The 19,581-nt window shown below is 74.9% G+C and carries 4 protein-coding genes; all 4 read left to right on the top strand.

The genetic code is table 11. From position 1 onward, the window contains the following. Positions 1-20 precede the first annotated feature (20 nt). The 4 genes from AB0N31_RS04735 to AB0N31_RS04720 all read left to right on the top strand — a co-directional run bounded on the left by AB0N31_RS04735 (position 21) and on the right by AB0N31_RS04720 (position 19,575). Positions 21-6,800, top strand: a complete 6,780-nt coding sequence (locus AB0N31_RS04735) for an SDR family NAD(P)-dependent oxidoreductase (RefSeq protein WP_366056898.1) — start codon at positions 21-23, stop codon at positions 6,798-6,800. After that, on the top strand, positions 6,797-15,445 hold the full coding sequence (locus AB0N31_RS04730; RefSeq protein ID WP_366056897.1) for an SDR family NAD(P)-dependent oxidoreductase: 8,649 nt from the start codon (positions 6,797-6,799) through the stop codon (positions 15,443-15,445). Before AB0N31_RS04735 ends, AB0N31_RS04730 begins: the two co-directional genes overlap by 4 nt. A gap of 207 nt (positions 15,446-15,652) precedes the next feature. After that, the gene (locus AB0N31_RS04725) at positions 15,653-16,501 is read left to right on the top strand and encodes a hypothetical protein (RefSeq protein WP_366056896.1); all 849 of its coding nucleotides are present in this window, start codon (positions 15,653-15,655) and stop codon (positions 16,499-16,501) included. Then, positions 16,498-19,575 (top strand): amino acid adenylation domain-containing protein, encoded by a 3,078-nt coding sequence (locus tag AB0N31_RS04720; RefSeq protein ID WP_366056895.1) that lies wholly within the window; start codon positions 16,498-16,500, stop codon positions 19,573-19,575. Before AB0N31_RS04725 ends, AB0N31_RS04720 begins: the two co-directional genes overlap by 4 nt. Positions 19,576-19,581 lie beyond the last annotated feature (6 nt).

Genomic DNA, 19,581 nt, shown 5'->3' with positions numbered 1-19,581 from the left:
TGCGCGGGGGAGAGAACCTGATGGACTCCTTGGACGGGCTGACCTGTACCGTCGTGATCCGGGGCAGCGACCCCGTGCTGCGCGACCACCGTGTGCACGGCACCCGGATCCTGCCCGGGGTGTCGTTTCTCGACATCATCCTGCGGGTGGTGCGAGCCCGGGGCGCCGATCCCGGCGGTGTCGAGCTGCGCCGCGTGCTGTTCCGCAACCCGGTCGCCGCCGGGCCGGACTTCGACACCGAGCTGACGCTGCGCTTCACCCGCGACGACGGGCACTTCCGGGTGTCGGTCACCGGCACCCGCCGCCCCTCCGGGCAGAGCGAACCGGTCCTGGACTGCCAGCTGTACCTGGGCCTGCCGTTCCCGCATCGCCGACGGGACCTGGAAGCCCTGCGCGCCGCCGCACGGCAGACCGTCGACATGGCCGACCTGTACACGACGGTCCGCGCGACCGGTATCGAGCACGGCGAGTTCATGCGGGCCGTCGGCACCCTGCACGCCGGGCCGGACGAACTGCTCGCGGACCTCTCGCTGAGCGCCCAGGCCGCCGAGTACGCCGAGTACTTCCACCTTCATCCCGCGGCGCTGGACTCCTCGACGCTGCTGCCCACCCAGTTCGCCGAGGCCGTGCCGGGCGACGAGGCACGCCCGTACATCCCGATGCTGATCGAATCGGTCCGGGCCGCGGGACCGCTGGACTCGCAGACCCTGGTGCACGCCACCCCGCCGCGCCCGGCCGGGCCCGACGGCGACCTGACCACGTGTGACCTGGAGTTCCACGCCCCGGACGGGACCGTCGTCGCCTGGCTGCACGGCCTGACCTCCAAACGGATCCGGGATGCCGCGGCGATCACCCGTCTCGAGGCACGCCCCCCGGCAGCGCAGGACGCCGACCGGATCGTTCGTGAGCTGATCGAGGCGAGGACCGGCCGCGCCGACTTCGACGAGACGGCCGGGTTCTACGAGCTCGGCCTGGACTCGACGGCGCTGCTGGGTATCGCCGCCGACCTGGAACGGATCTTCGGCGTCGACTTCTCCCCGACCCTGCTGTTCGAGCACAACACGTTCACCCTGCTGGCCGAACACCTGCGACAGCACGAGGTCGTGGCGGTCCCGCCCGCGGAACCGGTGACCGAGACGACCGCCGAGACCGAGGTGCCCGCCGAGGCGGTGTGGTTCGAGACGTCCTGGCACACGGCCGCGCTGCCGCCCGCAGCGCCTGCGGCGCACTGGGTCACGGCCGGCGCGCACACCCGGACGGACTGGCCGTCCGCGCTCGCGGACACCGCCGCGACCGGTGTGCTGTGGCAGCCCGCCGATCCGGCCGACCTCACCGGTGAGGCGGTCGCGCTGAGCGAGTTCCTGGCGGCCGCGATCCGCGCGGGGCGGAACACCCTGCGGCTGGTCTGCCACGTCGAGGACGACGACGCGCCGGTCACCGCTGTCGCCGGTCTGTTCCGCACCGCGGTGCGGGAGAACCCGGGCATACGGGCCGCGGTGGTCCGTTCGCCGCGCCGGACCGACGCACTGGCCGAGCTGGCCGCCGGGGCACCCGACGTAGAGGTGCGCTACACGCACGGCACCCGCCGGATCCGGCTCGCCCGGCCCATGCCGGCACCGGCGGACCGGGCGTCGCTGCGAGAGCGCGGTGTCTACCTGATCACCGGAGGGCTCGGCGGGGTCGGGCTGGCCCTGGCCCGGCATCTGGCCCGGTCGGTACATGCCCGGCTCGTCCTGGGCGGCCGCACCCCGGCCGACCCGTCCGTGACCGCCGAGCTGACAGCCCTCGGCGCCGAGGCGGTCACCGTGGTGATGGACGTGACCCGCGCAGACGACGTGGACCGGGCGGTACGCACCGCGGTGGACCGCTTCGGCGTGCTGCACGGGGTGGTGCACGCCGCCGGCGTGCTGCGCGACGGGTTGCTGGCGGGGAAGAAAGCCGATGACGTACGGGCGGTGCTCGCCCCCAAGGTCGACGGTACCCGTCACCTCGAGGCAGCCACCCGGCGCCTGAGCCTGGACTTCCTGGTGCTCTGCTCGTCCACTGCCGGCACCTGGGGCAATCCGGGTCAGGCCGACTACGCGTGTGCGAACGCGTTCCTGGACCTGTTCGCCGGCACCCGCCCCGACATCGTGTCGGTGGGCTGGCCGGCCTGGGCGGAAGGCGGCATGCCGGTCGACGACGCCGCGCTGCGCCGGATGGGCCTGCGGGGGCTGGAGACCCCCGCCGCCGTCGACGTGCTGCTGGCCGCCGTGGGCAGCGGCCGCTCCCACGTCGTGGTCCTGAACGGGGACGCGGCCCGGATCGCGGCCGAGTTCACCCCGCCGGAGGCGGACCCCGAGCCGGTCGGCGCCGACGACGACGCGATCGCCGTGGTGGGCATCAGCGGCCGTTACCCGATGGCCCGCGACATCGACGAGTTCTGGGCGAACCTGCGCGACGGCCGTGACTGCGTCAGCACGGTGCCCGCCGACCGATGGGATCACGCGGCGATCTACTCCGAAGACCGTCGGACGCCCGGACGCTCCTACGGCAAATGGGGTGGATTCATTTCGGGGGTGGATGAGTTCGACGCGGGGTTCTTCCACATCTCGCCGAACGAGGCGGCCGTGCTGGACCCGCAGGAGCGGCTGTTCCTGCAGGAGGCGTGGCACGCGTTCGAGGAGGCCGGCCATGCGCCGTCGGCCTGGCGCGGCCGGTCTGTCGGCGTGTTCGCCGGGGTGATGTACAACCAGTACCAGTTGTACGGCGTCGGTGCGGAGCCAGGCCCGGTGCCCTCGTCGTTCAGCGCGTCGATCGCCAACCGGGTGTCGTACTTCCTGGACCTGCGCGGACCGAGCATCGCCCTGGACAGCATGTGCTCGTCCTCGCTGACCGCGCTGCACCTGGCCGTCGAGGCCATCCGCCGGGGGGAGTGCGAGGCGGCCCTGGCCGGTGGCGTCAACCTGGCCGTGCACCCGAACAAGTACCTGCTGCTGAGCCAGTCCTCCTTCTTGTCCACCGACGGGCGTTGCCGCGCCTTCGGCGAGGGCGGGGACGGCTACGTGCCCGGCGAGGGAGTCGGCGTGGTGCTGCTGCGCCCGCTGCGCGACGCGCTGCGCGACGGCGACCACGTGCACGCCGTCATCCGCGGTACCGCGGTCAACCACGGCGGCCGCACCGCCGGGTTCTCCGTGCCGAACCCGGCATCGCAGGCCGCCCTGATCGCCGGGTCGCTGCGGCGCGCCGCGGTCGACCCCGCCCACCTCGGCTATCTGGAGGCGCACGGCACCGGCACCAGCCTCGGCGACCCGATCGAGGTCGCCGCGCTGGAAGAGGCCTTCGACCGGATCGGTGCCGGCCAGGGCCCCTGGCCGATCGGGTCGGTCAAGTCGAACATCGGGCATCTGGAGTCCGCGGCCGGCGTCGCGGCGCTCACCAAGGTCGTACTCCAACTGCGCCATCGGGAACTCGTGCCGTCATTGCACGCCGACCCGCTGACCAGCGCGGTGCGGTGGGAGACCGCACGGTTCCGGGTACAGCGCGAACGGGCGCCGTGGCCGGGACGCGCGGACGTGCCGCGAACCGCGGCGATCAGCTCTTTCGGTGCCGGCGGGGCCAACGCGCACGTCGTCCTCGCCGAGTGGCCGGCGTCGCCGGCCGTGCCGGAACCGGCCGAGCCGCGGCTGTTCGTGGTGTCCGCCCGGGACACCGCCCGCCTCGACGAGAGCGTGGCCCGGCTGCTGACGCACCTGGAGGGCGCCGGCGGGGACGTGGCCGCGGTCGTGACCGCGCTGCTGACCGAGGTCGGTGCGACCGCGGCACGGCCCGACGAGCCGTTCGCCGAACTGGGCCTGGACTTCCCGCAACTGGCCGACCTCACCCACCGCGTCCAGGCGGTGTTCGGAACCCGCCCGGCGATCGACGGAGAGACCACCGCCGAGGGCCTGGCCGCCGCCCTGACCACGGCCGCCGTCGCGGTGGATCCGGCGGCGCTGGCGTACACGTTGTGGTCCGGGCGTGAGCACCTGGACGAGCGGCTCGCCGTCGTGGCCACGACCTCCGCCGAACTCGTGACGGCGCTGCGCACCGGGGCCGGCTGCCATCGGGGCCGCCGGCGGAAACCGGCCGCTGCGGTGACCGGTGACGACCTCGACGCGCTTGCCGCCGCCTGGGTCACCGGGGCCGAGATCACCCCGCCCATGCCGGTGCGAGCGCGCCGACTGTCGCTGCCCGGCTACCCGTTCGCCCGGGACCGGCACTGGGTGACCACCGGCACGGACCCCGGCCGGCCGCGGGCCGACCTGGTGGAGCTGCCCGGCGGGCACGTGCTGTCGGCCAGGATCTCGCGGGACGGCGACGCCTGGCTGGCCGACCACGCAGTCGACGGGGCCACGCCGGTGCCCGGCACGTTCTTCGCCGACCTGGCCCTGCAGGCCGGCGCCCGGCTCGGCCGGCCGGTCGTGGCCGAGCTGGTGATCGAGGCGCCGCTGCCGTTCGGCGACACCGACCTGCGGCTCACCGCGGCCCGGCCCGGCGACGACGGGCGGTGCGCCTTCGAGGTGCACGCCCGCGCTGCCGGAGAACCGGCCTGGACCCGGCACGCGACGGGCGCGCTCGCCCCCGCCGGTGGCCTCACGACCGAGCCGCCACCGCTGCCCGGCGACGCCGAGGAGCTCGACCTCAACGGGTTCTACGACCGGCTGTCCGGCTACGGTCCCGCCTTCCAGGGGCTGCGCCGCGCCTGGCGGGCCGGCGACACCGTGTACGCGGACGTCACCGTGCCCGGCGGTGACGCCGGCCCGTACGCCGTGCACCCGGTTCTTCTCGACGCGGCGCTGCACACGGTGGCTCTCGGCGGATTCGTCCCCGACGGCCGGGCTCACCTGCCGTTCGCCTGGTCCGCGATCCGGGTCGCGGCGAGCGGCGCGGTCGCCGCGCGGGCCTGCGTCGCCCCGGTCCGGCCCGGTGTCGTTTCGGTGCGGCTCACCGATGCTGCCGGCGGGCTGGTCGCCTCGGTGGACGCGGTGACCCTGCGCCCCGGCGGAGCCCCGGCCGACCCGCTGTACCGCGTCGACTGGGTGCCCCTCGACGACATCGGTCCCGGCTCGCCCGGCCGGTACGCCGTCGTGGGCCCGGACCGGGACGGCATCGGCGTCGCGCTCACCGCCGCAGGCGTGACCGTGACCCGAGCCGACACTCCGACGGCGCTGACCGAACCCGCCGAGGTGGTGATCGTGCCGGTCGCCGCGACGGGGACGTCGGCGTCCGCCGCGTTCGAGCTGACCTGTGATGTCCTCGCCCAGGCGCGGCACTGGCTCGGCGAGACCCGCTTCGGCGGCGCCCGCCTGGTCTTCGTCGCCACCGATCCGGGCCCGGCCACGGCCGCCGCATGGGGGCTGCTGCGCTCGGCGCAGTCCGAGCACCCCGGCCGCTTCGGTCTCATCGAGCTGTCCGGGACGGACGCGGCGCAGGTCCTGCCGCGGGCCCTGGCCACCGGCGAGCCGCAGCTGGCGGTCCGCGACGGGCGGGTGCTGGCGGCCCGCCTGGTGCGCGCCCCGGCCACCGAGGCGCCGCCGCCGCGCCGGCCGGGCACGCTGCTCGTCACCGGCGGCAGCGGTGGCCTCGCCACCCCGGTGGTACGTCACCTGATCGCCCGGCACGGATTCACCGACGTGCTCCTGGTCAGCCGCAGTGGGCGCGTCCCCACCGGCCTCTCCGGGCTGAACGCGCGGATCGAGCCGGTCGCCTGCGACCTCGGTGACCGGGAAGCGCTGGCCGCGCTGCTGGCCGGCCGGACGATCGGCACCGTGGTGCACGCCGCCGGGGTGCTCGACGACGGCGTGGTGACCGCGCTGGACACCGGCCGGCTGGAGACCGTGTGGCGGGCCAAGGCCGATGGCGCCCACCACCTCCACGAGCTCTTGCCCGAGGCCGAGCTGGTGTTCTTCTCCTCGGCGGCCGGCGTGCTCGGCGGGCCCGGCCAGGGCAACTATGCCGCGGCCAACGCGTATCTGGACGCGCTGGCCCGGCACCGGGTCGCGGCAGGCGGCCGGGCGGTCTCGGTGGCCTGGGGGCCGTGGGACCTTGACGACGGTATGACCGCCGACCGCGAACGGCTGGCCCGCGCCGGCCTCGCACCGCTGACGGCCGAGGCGGGACTGCGCCTGCTGGACGCCGCCCTGGCCGGTACGGAACCCGAGGTGGTCGCGCTGCGGTGGGGCCCGGACACCCCGACGGCCGTACCCCCGATACTGCGCGGCCTGCTGAGCGCCGCACCGGCAGTCGTCGCCGACCCGGGCCTGGCCGGGCTGGGATCCGCAAAGCTGCGCGCCCGCCTCTCCGGCCTGGTCCGCGGCGAGGCCGCGGCCGTGCTCGGCTACGCCGGTGCCGCCGCGATCGACCCGGGACGCTCCTTCCAGGAGCTGGGTTTCGACTCCCTGAGCTCGGTGGAGTTCCGCAACCGCCTCGGCGCGGCGCTCGGCCTGACGCTGGAGGCGACCCTCGTCTTCGACCATCCCACCCCCGGCGACCTGGTGGAGCACCTCGCCGGACGGTTCGACGACGACACCGGCGGGGCCGACGACCTGCCGGCGCTGTTCGCCGACTTCGACCGCCTCGCCGCCGGCCTGACCGAGGCGGCCACCGACGAGGTGTTTCGCGGCCGGGTGGTGCAACGGGTGCGTGAACTGCTCACCGCCCTGAGCCCGGAGACCGCCGAGGCGCCCCTGGACGTGTTCGCCACCGCCACCGACGACGAGGTGTTCGCCCTGATCGACGCCGAGCTCGGCAGCCCCGTACCCGATCAGGAGGACCGATGAGCAGCGAGGACAAACTCCGTGACTACCTGCGCCGTGTCACCGCGGAGTTGCAGGCCACCCGCCGGCGGCTGCGGGAGGCGGAGAGCCGGTCCGCCGAGCCGATCGCCCTGGTCGGCATGGCCTGCCACTACCCGGGCGGCGTCGAGTCGCCCGAGGACCTCTGGTCGCTGGTCGCCGAGGGCCGCGACGGCATCACGGGATTCCCCCGCGACCGCGGCTGGGATGTGGACGGGCTGTATCACCCCGACCCCGACCACCCCGGCACCTCCACGGTCCGTGACGGCGGATTCCTGCACGACGCCCCGGCCTTCGACGCCGGCTTCTTCGGCATCTCGCCGAAGGAGGCGCTGTACACCGACCCGCAGCAGCGGCTGATCCTGCAGACCTCGTGGGAGGCGGTGGAGCGGGCCGGCCTCGACCCGGCGGCGCTGCGGGACACCCGTACCGGGGTGTTCACCGGGGTGATGCACCACGACTACCACGGCGCCCAGGGCGGCGGCAGCGTCGTGTCCGGACGGGTCGCGTACCAGCTCGGGCTGCGCGGCCCGGCCGTCACCGTGGACACCGCATGCTCGTCGTCGCTGGTCGCCCTCCACCAGGCGGTCCGCGCCCTGCAACGCGGCGAATGCGACATGGCGCTGGTCGGCGGTGTCACCGTGATGGCTACGCCGAGCGCGTTCGTCGAGTTCAGTCGGCAGCGCGGGCTCGCCCCGGACGGGCGGTGCAAGCCCTTCGCGGCGGCCGCCGACGGCACCGCCTGGTCCGAGGGCGTCGGCGTGCTGGTGCTGGAACGGCACTCCGCCGCGGTGGCGGCCGGCCGCCGGGTGCACGCGAGCGTCCGCGGCGTCGCGGTCAACTCCGACGGGGCCAGCAACGGCCTGACCGCCCCGAACGGCCCCGCGCAGCGCCGCGTGATCCAGGACGCCCTAGTCGACGCCGGCCTCACCCCGGCCCAGGTCGCGGCGGTGGAGGCGCACGGCACCGGCACCCCGCTGGGCGACCCGGTCGAGGCCCAGGCGGTGCTCGCGGTGTACGGCGGAGACCGCCCGCGACCGCTGTGGCTGGGCTCGATCAAGTCCAACCTCGGGCACACCCAGGCCGCGGCGGGCGTTGCCGGGATCATCAAGATGGTGATGGCCATGCGGCACGGGGTGCTGCCGCGCACGCTGCACCTGGACCGGCCCACGCCGTACGTGGACTGGTCGGCCGGAGCGGTCGAGCTGCTGGCCGAGCCGGTGCCGTGGCCGGCCGGCGACGAACCGCGCCGCGCGGCCGTCTCGTCCTTCGGCGTCAGCGGCACCAACGCGCACGTCATCCTCGAGGAGCCCGCAGCGGCCGCCCCGACACCCGGCACCGAGCCCGCAGAGTCGTGGCCGTGTGCCTGGGCCGTGTCCGGCCGGTCGCCCGCCGGGCTGCGCGCCCAGGCCGCCGCGCTCGCCGCCGCGCTCGCCGCCCGGCCCGACCAGGACCCGCGGGACGTCGCCTCGTCCCTGGTCGAGACGCGGACCGCGCACGAGCACCGGGCCGTGGTGTGCGCCGACGACCGTGACGGACTGCTGACCGGTCTCGCCGACGTCGCCGCCGGACGGCCGTCACCGACGGTGGTGGAGGGCGTCACCGGAGCGCCCGGTCCGGTGGCCTTCCTCTTCCCCGGCCAGGGATCGCAGTGGCGGGAGATGGCGGTGCGGCTGCTGGAGAGCAACACAGCCTTCCGGGACCGGATCGCCGAGTGCGAGGCCGCGCTCGCGCCGTACGTCGACTTCGAGCTGACCGCCGTCCTGCGCGGCGAGCAGGACTACGACCGGGTCGACATCGTGCAGCCGGTGCTGTTCGCGATGATGGTGGCCCTGGCCGAGGTGTGGCGTTCGGTGGGCGTGACCCCGGCCGCGGTCGCCGGCCACAGCCAGGGCGAGATCGCCGCCGCGTACGTCGCCGGTGCGCTGACCCTGCCGGACGCCGCCCGGGTGGTGGCGCTGCGCAGCCAGGCGCTGGTGGAGCTGTCCGGCCTCGGCGGCATGATGTCGGTGGCGCTGTCCGCCGAGCAGGTCCGCGAACGTCTGCATGCCTGGGGCGGGCGGCTGTCGCTGGCCGCGGTCAACGGCACGTCCTCGGTCGTGGTCTCCGGTGACGGTGACGCCCTGGACGAGCTGCTCGCCGAGCTGGAGGCCGAGGGGGTACGGGCCCGTCGGGTGGACGTGGACTACGCCTCGCACAGCGCGCACGTGGAACGCGTACAGGAGAGGGTCCGCGCCGCGCTGGCCCCGGTGGTCCCGCGCCCGCCGGCCGTACCGTTCTTCTCCTCGGTCGAGGGCCGGTGGATCGACGGCGACGACGCGTTCGACGCCGACTACTGGTACCGCAACCTGCGCGAACCGGTCCGTTTCGACGAGGCCGTCACCGCACTCGCCGGCCACGGCTGCACCACGCTGCTGGAGGTCAGCCCGCACCCCGTGGTGGCCACCGGCGCCCAGGAGACGGTGGATGCGATCGGCGCCGAGGTCGCCGTCCTGCACACGCTGCGCCGCGACGAGGGCGGACCGGACCAGCTGGTCCGGGCGCTGGCGCAACTGCATGTGCAGGGGGTCCGTCCGGACTGGTCCGCGGTGTGGCCCGGGGCCCGGCCGGTCGAGTTGCCCACCACCGCGTTCGTGACCGAGCGGTACTGGCTGCCGGCCGGCGGCGGAGACCCGTCCGCCCTGGGCCTGGACGCCGTCGAGCATCCGGTCCTGCGGGCCGCCGTGCCCGGGGCCGACCGGCTCGTGCTGACCGGACGGCTGTCGGCCGCCACCCACCCGTGGCTGGCCGACCACACCGTCGAGGGGCATGTCGTGCTCCCCGGCGCCGCCATGGTGGACCTGGTGTCCCGGGCCGGTGACGAGGCCGGGTGCCCGGTGATCGACCAGCTGACCCTGCTCGTCCCGGTCGTGGTGCCGGAGGACGCCGAGGTCCGGCTGCGGATCGAGGCCGGCGAGCCCGGTACGGACGGGTCACGGGACGTGACCGTGCAGGGCCGGGTCGGTGCCGGTGGCTGGACCCTGCACGCCACCGCCGTCCTCACGCCCGGCGGTGACCCGCCGCCGCCCGCGGCGACCGCCTGGCCACCGGCCGGCGCCGAGCCGCTCGACGTGGACGAGCTGTACGAACGGCTGGACAGCGCCGGACTGCGGTACGGGCCGGTGTTCCGCGGCGTCCGCGCACTGTGGCGCGACCGGGCCGGGGACCTGTACGCCGAGGTCGCCCTGCCCGGCGCCGAGCCGGGCGGGTTCGGCGTCCACCCCGCGCTGCTGGACGCCTGTCTGCACCCGCTGGCGCTCAGCGACCTCCGTGCCGGGGCGCAGGACCGGCCCGCGCTGCCGTTCGAGTGGACCGGGGTCCAGGTGCACGCCGTGGGCGCGGACACCGTCCGGGCCACGCTCACCGGCGCCCGGGACGGCGCCGTCCGCATCGAGCTGACCGACCCGGCGGGGACGCCGGTCGCGTCGGTGCGGTCCCTGGTGCTCAGCCCACTCCCGGACGGCGCACTCGGCCTGCCGGACCGCGGTGACCTGCTGCTTCCGCAGTGGGCGCCGCTGCCGCTGCCGGACGGTCCCGCCGCCGGGTACGCGGTCCGCGATCCCGCCCTCGCCCGGTTGCTGCGAGTGCCGCCGAGCGACGACGACGCGCCGTTCGTCCTGGTCCCGGCCCCGTCCGGCCCGCCCGCCGCGGCTGCCGAGCGGGCGCTCGCCCTGGTGCAGGGGTGGCTGGCCGACGAACGCCGGGCCACGTCCACTCTCGTCGTGGTGACCCGGCGGGTGCTCGACGATCCCGGCGAGGCCGCGACCGCGGCGCTGGTGCGCTGTGCCCAGCTGGAACATCCGGACCGCTTCGCGGTGCTCGACCTCGCCGACGGCGATGACGCCACCGTCGCCGCGGTGCCGGCCGCGCTGGCCGCCGGCGAGCCGCAGGTGGGCCTCGCCGCCGGCGCCGCGCGGGAGCTGCGGCTGGCCCGGGTGTCCCCGGCGGGCGAACCGGCCGGCGACCTCGGCACCGTCCTGGTGACCGGTGCCTCCGGCACGCTCGGCGGGATCGTCGCCCGGCACCTGGTGCACGACCTGGGCGTCCGCGACCTGGTGCTGGCGAGCCGGCGGGGGCCGCAGGCCCCGGAGGCGGCCGCCCTGGCCGCGGAGCTGACCGCCGCCGGCGCGCACGTCGCCGTGGTGGCGTGCGACGTCGCGGACCGGGCGGAGCTGACCGCGCTGCTCGACACGGCCGACGTCGGCACGGTGGTGCACGCCGCCGGGGTGCTCGACGACGGGCTGGTCGCCGACCTCACGCCGGAGCGGCTGGCCCGGGTGCTGCGCCCCAAGGTCGACGCGGCCTGGCTCCTGCACGAACTGCTCCCGCAGGCCCGGCTCGTCCTGTTCTCCTCCGCGGTGGGTGTGCTCGGCGGTCTCGGCCAGGCGAACTACGCCGCGGCCAACGCCGCCCTGGACGCGCTGGCCCGGGTACGCCGGGCCGCCGGGCTACCGGGTGTCTCGCTGGCCTGGGGCCTGTGGGCCGACGAGAGCACCATGACCGATGGCGCCGACCTGGCCCGATTCCGCCGCTCGGGGTTCCCGCCGCTCCCGCGCGACGCCGCCCTGGCCGCCCTGGACGCCGCCCTGACCGTCGCCGAGCCGGTACTCGTGCCGATCCGGCTCGACCTGGCCGCGCTCCGTGCCACCGGTGCCGCCGTACCGCCGGTCATGCGGGCGCTCGCCGGGGTGCCGGCGCGGCGTACGGCCACCCGTGGCGGTGCCGCCGACTCCGAGTTGGTGGCCCGGCTCGCCGGCAAGAGCCCGGCCGACCGGCACCGGGTGCTGCTTGAGCTGGTGCTGGGGCACGCCGCCGCCGTGCTGGGGCACGCCTCACCCGACACGATCGACCCGGACCGGGCGTTCAAGGACGCCGGGTTCGGCTCGCTCAGCGCGGTTCAGTTGCGCAACCGGCTCTCCGGTGCGACCGGGCTGCGGCTGCCGGTCACGCTCGTGTTCGACCACCCCAACCCGGCCGCGCTGGCCCGGCACCTCGGCGACCGGCTGGCCGGCGCGGAGCAGCCGAGCGCCGCCCCGGTGACCGCCGGCACCGCGGACGACCCGGTGGTGGTGGTCGGCATCGGCTGCCGGCTGCCCGGCGGCGTCCGCGGCCCGGACGACCTGTGGGACCTGCTGGTCTCCGAACGGGACGCGATCGTGCCGTTTCCGGACGACCGCGGCTGGCCCCTCGCGGAGCTGCACGACCCGGACCCGGACGCGCCCGGCACCTCGTACGCCCGGTCCGGCGGGTTCGTCTCCGGTGTGGCCGAGTTCGACGCCGCCTTCTTCGGGGTGTCGCCGCGGGAGGCCGTGGCGATGGACCCGCAGCAGCGGCTGCTGCTGGAGACCGTCTGGGAGACGTGCGAGGACGCCGGCATCGACCCGGACACGCTGCGCGGCACCGGCACCGGCGTGTTCATGGGCGCCATGTACCAGGACTACGGCCGGCTGCTGGAGGGCGCCGCCGCCGAGGGGTTCCTCGCGCCGGGCGTCGGCGGCGGCGTGCTGTCCGGAAGAGTGGCGTACACCTTCGGGCTGCAGGGGCCGACCGTCACCGTGGACACCGCCTGCTCGTCGTCGCTCGTCGCGTTGCACCTGGCCGCACAGGCGATCCGGGCCGGGGAGTGCGACCTCGCGTTCGCCGGCGGGGTGACCGTGCTCGCCACGCCCGCGGTGTTCGTGGAGTTCAGCCGCCAGCGCGGGCTCGCCGCGGACGGCCGGTGCAAACCGTTCGCCGCGGCCGCCGACGGCACCGGCATGGGCGAGGGCGTAGGCGTGGTCCTGGTCGAGCGGCTGTCGCGGGCCCGCGAGCACGGTCACCAGGTGCTGGCCGTGCTGCGCGGCAGCGCGGTCAACTCCGACGGGGCGAGCAACGGGCTCACCGCGCCGAACGGCCCGGCCCAGGAGCGGGTGATCCGGGCGGCGCTGACCGCCGCCGGGCTGGGCCCGGCCGACGTCGACGCGGTCGAGGCGCACGGTACCGGCACCGTCCTCGGCGATCCGATCGAGGCGCAGGCGGTGCTCGCGGTGTACGGCGGCGACCGCCCGCGGCCGCTGTGGCTGGGCTCGATCAAGTCCAACGTCGGGCACACCCAGGCCGCGGCCGGCGTGACCGGGGTGATCAAGGCGGTGCTGGCGCTGCGGCACGGCGTGCTGCCGCGCAGTCTGCACATCGACGAGCCGTCTCCGCACGTGGACTGGAGCGCCGGCGACGTGGCGCTGCTGGCCTCGGCGCAGCCCTGGCCGCGACACGAGGCGCCGCGGCGCATGGGGGTGTCCTCGTTCGGCATCAGCGGCACCAACGCTCATATGGTGATCGAGGAGGCACCGTCGGCGACGGACGCGGAGGGGGAACGGCCGGTCCTCGACGGGGTGCCGTGGCTGCTGTCGGCACGGTCCGAGGCGGCGTTGCGCGAGCAGGCCGCCCGCCTGGCGGCCACCGCTGCCACGGATCCGTCGGCGGTGGCGTACGCGCTGGCCACCACCCGCGCCGTCCACAAGCACCGGGCGATGGTCACCGGTGGGGACGAGACCGCGCTGCGGGCCGGGCTGGCCGCCCTCGCCGAGGGGAACACCGCGCCGGCCGTGCTGCGCGCCACCGCCGCGCGGCACCGGCTGGTGCTCGTCTTCACCGGCCAGGGCAGCCAGCTGCCCGGGATGGGGCGCGGGCTGTACGAGACGTTCCCTGAGTACGCGCGGGCCTTCGACGAGGTGAGCGCGCACTTCACGCTGGACACCCCGCTGCACGAGGTGGTGTGGGGCGACGGCCGGCTGCTCGACCGCACGGAGTACACGCAGCCCGCCCTCTTCGCGCTCCAGGTGGCCCAGTTCCGGCTGGCCAGCGCCTGGGGGTTGCGGCCGGAGATGCTGATCGGCCACTCAATCGGCGAGCTGTCCGCGGCGTACGTGGCAGGCATGCTCACGCTCGACGACGCCGCCACGCTCGTCACCGCCCGAGGGCGGGCCATGGCGGGGCTGCCGGCCGGTGGCGCGATGGTGTCCGTCCGTGCCGCCGAGGCGGTGGTCCTGCCGCTCCTGGCCGGGTACGCCGACCGGGTGTCGATCGCCGCGGTGAACGGCCCGGACACGGTCGTGCTCTCCGGGGACGAGGACGCCGTGCTGGAGCTCGCCGGCGTGTTGTCCGATCGGGGGCATCGCACCCGCCGTCTGCGGGTCGGGACGGCGTTCCACTCGGCCCGGGTGGAACCGGCGCTCGCCGAGTTCCGGGCGGTCGCCGAGGCGGTCACGTTCCAGCAGCCCCGGATTCCGATCGTCTCCACGGTGCGGACCGACGAGAAGATGATCTCGCCGGCGTACTGGGTGGACCAGCTGCGTGGCTCCGTTCGCTTCCTCGACGCGGTGCAGGAGGCGGACCGGGCGGGAGGTACCGCGTTCCTGGAGCTGGGCCCGGACGCGGTGCTCGCTCCGGCCGTCCGTGCCTGCCTGCCCGCGGCGCCAGTTCCCCCGGTGGCGCTGGCCCGGCGGGACCGTCCGGACGCCCGGGCCGCCCTCGGCGCGCTCGGCGCCCTGCACACGTACGGGGTGCGCGTCGACTGGCCGGCCGCGTACGCAGGCCGTGAGCCGCGGCGCTGCCCCTTGCCGCGGTATGCGTTCCAGGGCCGCCGGTACTGGCCCGAGCCGGTACCACCGGCCCCGGCCCCGGTCCCGGCATCCGACGCTCTCTGGTCGGCGCTGGGCTCCGGCGACCCGGCGGCCGTGCTGAGCATGCTCGGCCTGCGCGGCGACGAGACACCGCACCAGGTTCTCGCGGCCGTGGCACGGTTGCGGCCCGGCGCCGGTACGGCCCGGCGACCGGTGCGGTGGCGACTGGTCCCGGACGCCGTTCCCCCGGTCCTGGACATGACCGTAGCGCTGGTGCCGCCGCCCGGGGACGACCAGGACCTGACCGATGCGCTCGCCGGCGCGCTGGCCAGACACGGCGCCCGGGTGACGGTCGACGCCGCCGGGCGGCCCGATCTGGTGATCGTCCTGCCCGGTGCCGAACCGGCCGGGATGCCCGGGGTGTCGTTGTGGGTTCTCACCCGGGACGGCTCGCTGCCGGTCGCGGATCACGTCGTCGACCTTCCGCCGGAGATGGATGCCCGGGCCCGGGCCCGGCTGTGCGCCGTGATCGGGCAGGGGCACACCGCGGCACGGATCCGGCCGGAAGGTGTGTTCGTCGCCGAGTACGGGGACGAGGATCCGGCTGGTCCGGCTGATCCGGCGCTCCTGAGCGAGGCGGCGACCGAGCCACCCGCGGGCGTCGAGCCCTCGGCTGCGTCCACCGGGTCCGGTCCGTCCGGCGGATTGCGGGCGGCGCTGGCGCGGCTGCCCCGCGATCGGTGGGACGCCGAGGTCCTGACCGGAGTGCGGGAGCTGGCAGCGGCCGTGCTGGGGCACGACTCGGGCGCCGAGATCGGCGCCGGCGACGAGTTCTTCGATCTGGGACTGTCCTCGGTCACCGCGCTGGAACTGCGTGATCACCTGGGCACGCTGACCGGTCTGGAATGGGCGGCGGATGTGCTTTATGAATGCCCTACTCCGCAGGCTCTCGCGGATCTCGTGGTGGCGCGAATGAGTGAGGGGGAATAGTCGGTCGACTGACGGACGAATCATTTATTTCGGCGTGGCCCGTACCGGGTCTTGCCTGCTGGGGCATGCCAAAAATTGCTCGAAAATTTCCCGGAAAATCGAGGTGGACAACGCCCCGATTGGTTAATAGCATCGGCGAAGAACGGCTCCGGCGATGCGTGAAAAATTGCCCTGCATTGACCTTTCGATATTCAGGAGAATTGCCAGATGCCAAGCCCTGCCGTGTGGAATGTGGTGCTCGACGCAGCATCGGACGCCGACGTCGTGCTCGCCACCGACTTCCCGGTGACGGGCCGCAACGAGGGCGGTTTCGCCGACCTGACGCCCAGCCTGGGACTGGACTGTGCGCTGTGGCAGACCGTCGCCCCGGCCCGGGTCCCCGGCCCCGGCATCGACCAGGACGAGTACCTCGCGCCCTGGCTGGCTGAGGTCGCCGCGAGCGGGCGTACGGTCCGGGCGGTCCTCGGCTACTGCGCCGGATCGGTCTTCGCCGGTGCCCTGGCCGAGCGGATCGCCGCCCGGCAGCCGACGGCGCCGCAGGTGGTGGTCTTCGACCCCGAGCTCGTCGACGTGCCCACCGTCCACCTGCAGTTCGGCCGGGTCATCGGCAACATGACCGCCGTGCTGACCCCGGCCGAGGTCGACGAGCTGGCCGGCGCGGCGGAGCGCCTGGCCGCCCGGCCGGGAACCACACCGGCCGAGTTCGCCGCCGAGCTCTACGCGATCTTCGAGCCGATCGGCTCGGCCGCGCTGCGCCGCGCCGGCCTCGACGAGGGCTACGCCGGTGAACTGGTGGCACTGGTCGGCTCGTTCATGACCTATCTCGGCGTCGCCGCCGGACTGGACCCGCGTCCCGGCTGGTCCCGGGCCACCGTCATCACCTCGGCGAGCCCGGCCAGCGGACTCAACCGGATGCGCGCCACCCCCGGCCTGGCACCGATCGGAGTCGCCGACGAGGTCCGGTTCGACGTGGAGCACCGCGACCTGCTGCGGACCCCGGAGGTCGCCACGACCGTGGCCGGCCTGCTCGGCGCCGGCTCGCAGGCCCGCCGATGACGGCCGGCGCCGCGGACGCCCACGTGCGCGCCTCGCGCAAGGAGACCGCCCTGTGGCTGCTCGACGACCTCGTGCCCGGCAGCGGTGCCAACAATCTGTCGCTGGCCTTCCGCGTCGCCGGACGCCTCGACCCGACGGCCCTGGCCGCGGCACTCGACCTGCTGCCACGCCGGTACGAGGTGCTGCGCACGGTCTTCCACCGCACCGACGACGCCCTGACCAGGACCGTCCTGCCCAGCCTCGGCATCGAGCCGGAGCAGGCCGCCGGGCACGGTGACGAGCGCGGCACGCTGACCGCTTTCGTGGCCCGCCCGTTCCGGGCCGACGGGAGCCCGCTGCTGCGCGCCCTGCTGCTGCACGGCCCCGACGAAGACGTCTTCTGTCTCGCACTGCACCACGCCGTCGCCGACGTGCAGTCCACCGCCCTCCTGCGCGCCCAGCTCGTCGAGTTCTACGAGGCGGCGCTGGCCGGCCGGACCCCCGAGCCGGACCCGGTGCCCGCCTGGCACGAGCCCGAACCCTCCGAGCAGAGCGTGACGTTCTGGCGCGACACCATGGCCGGGTTCCGCTCGTCCGGCTTGGAGCTGTGGTGCGAGAAGCCGGCCCCGGCCACCACCACGCTGGAGGGCGACGAGGTCACCCACGTCCTCTCGCCCGAGGCGCACGAGGTCGTCCGGCGGCTGCAACGCGAGCTGCGCGCGCCCGAGTCGGTCGTCCTCCTCACCGCGTACGCGATGCTGCTGGCCGGACACGGCGCCGGCCCCGACCTGACCATCGGATCGCCGGTCAACTCGCGCGGCCGGGAGGCGGCCGGGGCGGTCGGCTACCACAGCAACCTGGTCACGCTGCGCCTGCTGACCGCGCGCACGGCCGGTTTCCGGGAGCTGGTCGGCCGGGCGCGCCGGGTGTTCATGGAGGCGATGGCCCACGCGGACATGCCCGCCGACGAACTGCTCGACGTGATCGAGCGCGACGGTTCCGGCTGGCGCAACGTGTTGTTCCGCCATGTGTTCAACTACGTGCCGTTCACCGCCGACCAGCGCACCTTCACGGTGGCCGGCGCCGCGGCGGAACTGGTCGTTGTCGAGAACGGGTTCAGCCAGTTCGACCTGGAGTTCTTCGTGACCTCCGACCGCAACAGCGCAACCGTGCGCGCGGCGTTCTACACCGGTGTCCTGGACCGGGCAGACGTCGAGCTGATGGTCCGTCGCTATGACGCGCTGCTGGTCGCCGTCGGCGCCGCACCGGACACGCCGGTCGGCTCGCTGTCGATCTGGTCGCCCGAGGACCACGCGATCATCGAAGCCGCCAACACGACCCACCAGCCGATCGACCTGACGTCGGTGCTCGCAGGATTCGCCGAGCGCGCCGCGGCCGATCCGGACGCCCTCGCGATCCGGGACGGCGATCAGCTGGTGAGCTACGGCCGCCTGTGGTGCGCCGCCGTGCACACCGCCGAGCGACTGACGGCGGCCGGTGTCCGCCCCGGCGACGTCGTCGCGCTGCTCCTGCCGCGCGGTGCGGCGCTGGCCGCCGCGGTGTTGGGCACGTGGCTTGCCCGAGCGTCGTACCTGCCGCTGGACCCGCACCACCCGGCGGAGCGGATCGCCTACCAGCTCGACGACGCGGGCGCCCGGGTGGTGGTGACCGGCGACGGGCTCACCGCGCCCGGCGACCGGCGCACGATCCCGGCCCCTGACGTCGACGCCGCCCCCACCGTCCCCGTAGACGCCGCCATGGCGGGCGTGGCCGGCCCGGACGCCCTCGCGTACGTGATCTACACGTCCGGATCGACGGGACGGCCGAAGGGCATCCCGATCACGCACCGGAGCCTGGTCAACCACATCACCGACTACGCGGTGCGCTTCGGCGTCGCCACGACGGCGCGGCCCACCGGCTGGCTCAGCACGTACAGCTTCGACACCTCGTCGCTGGAACTGATGATGCCGCTGCTGCACGGCGGCCACACGGTCGTGCTGCCCGACGAGGCCCGCACCGACGGAGCCCTGCTGGCCGAGGAGATACGCGCCCACGACATCGGATTCCTCCAGGCGACACCGACCACCTGGCGACTGGTCGCCGACCGCATCACCGATCTGGTCGCCAGCCGCACCCTGCTCAGCGGCGGTGAGCCCCTGCCCGGCGGGCTGGCCGCGACCCTGACCGCGGCGGGCGCCGAACTGTGGAACGTCTACGGCCCGACGGAGAGCACGATCTGGGCGACCGCGGGCCGGGTACCGGCGAATCCCGGCGACCGAGTGGACGTGGGAACGCCTGTCGCCAACACCCGGATCTTCATCGCCGGCCCGAACGGTGAGCCGTTGCCGATCGGCCTGCGCGGCGAGCTGTGCGTCGCCGGAGTCGGTGTCGCCTCCGGCTACCACGGACGGCCCGACCTCACCGCCGAGCGCTTCGGGGTGAACTCCTCATGGGGACGCTTCTACCGCTCAGGAGATGTGGCGCGCTGGCTGCCGGACGGCCGCATCGACCTGTTGGGCCGCATGGACCGGCAGGTGAAGCTGCGCGGCAACCGGATCGAGCTGGGCGAGATCGAAGCAGTGCTGTCCGATCATCCGGACGTCGAGGCGGCCGCCGTGCTGGTGGTCGGCGACCCTGCCGCGGACGGCAGCCTGGCCGCCTTCGTACAGGTGCCGCACCGGCCCGAGGCGGTGGACGAGCTCTGGGAGCACGCCCGGCAGCGGCTGCCACGCTCGGTGGTGCCGCACCGGTTCCTCGCGGTGGAGACGTTCCCCCGCACCGGAAGCGACAAGGTCGACTATCTGGCACTGGCGGACCTCGCCGCGCGACAGTCGGCCGCCGCCGGCGGCGACACCGCGGGTGCGGCCGGCGGCGACGCGCTCACCGCCACCCTGACCAAGCTCTTCACCGAGCTCCTGGGCCGGCCGGACCTGGACGCCGACGCCCACTTCTTCACCAGCGGCGGCCACTCGCTGCTCGCCGCCTCGCTCGCGCAGCGCATCAAGGACGAGACCGGCGTCCGGCTGGCTCTCACCGACGTGTTCGAGAACCCGACCCCCGCCGCGCTGGCCGGCCGCCTGCGCGGGCTCGCGTGAGCGACC

Origin of the sequence: Streptomyces sp. NPDC051051 (assembly GCF_040682975.1) — a bacterium.
Classification (GTDB): Bacteria; Actinomycetota; Actinomycetes; order Streptomycetales; family Streptomycetaceae; genus Streptomyces.
The sequence above is the reverse complement of the archived record's forward strand: the minus strand, read 5'-3'. Positions and strand labels throughout refer to the sequence as shown.

What these genes read in the sequence shown, in the direction of transcription:
- AB0N31_RS04735 (WP_366056898.1), top strand. Translation starts at nt 21, where the DNA reads ATGGACTCCTTGGACGGGCTGACCTGTACCGTCGTGATCCGGGGCAGC.
- AB0N31_RS04730 (WP_366056897.1), top strand. Translation starts at nt 6,797, where the DNA reads ATGAGCAGCGAGGACAAACTCCGTGACTACCTGCGCCGTGTCACCGCG.
- AB0N31_RS04720 (WP_366056895.1), top strand. Translation starts at nt 16,498, where the DNA reads ATGACGGCCGGCGCCGCGGACGCCCACGTGCGCGCCTCGCGCAAGGAG.
- AB0N31_RS04725 (WP_366056896.1), top strand. Translation starts at nt 15,653, where the DNA reads ATGCCAAGCCCTGCCGTGTGGAATGTGGTGCTCGACGCAGCATCGGAC.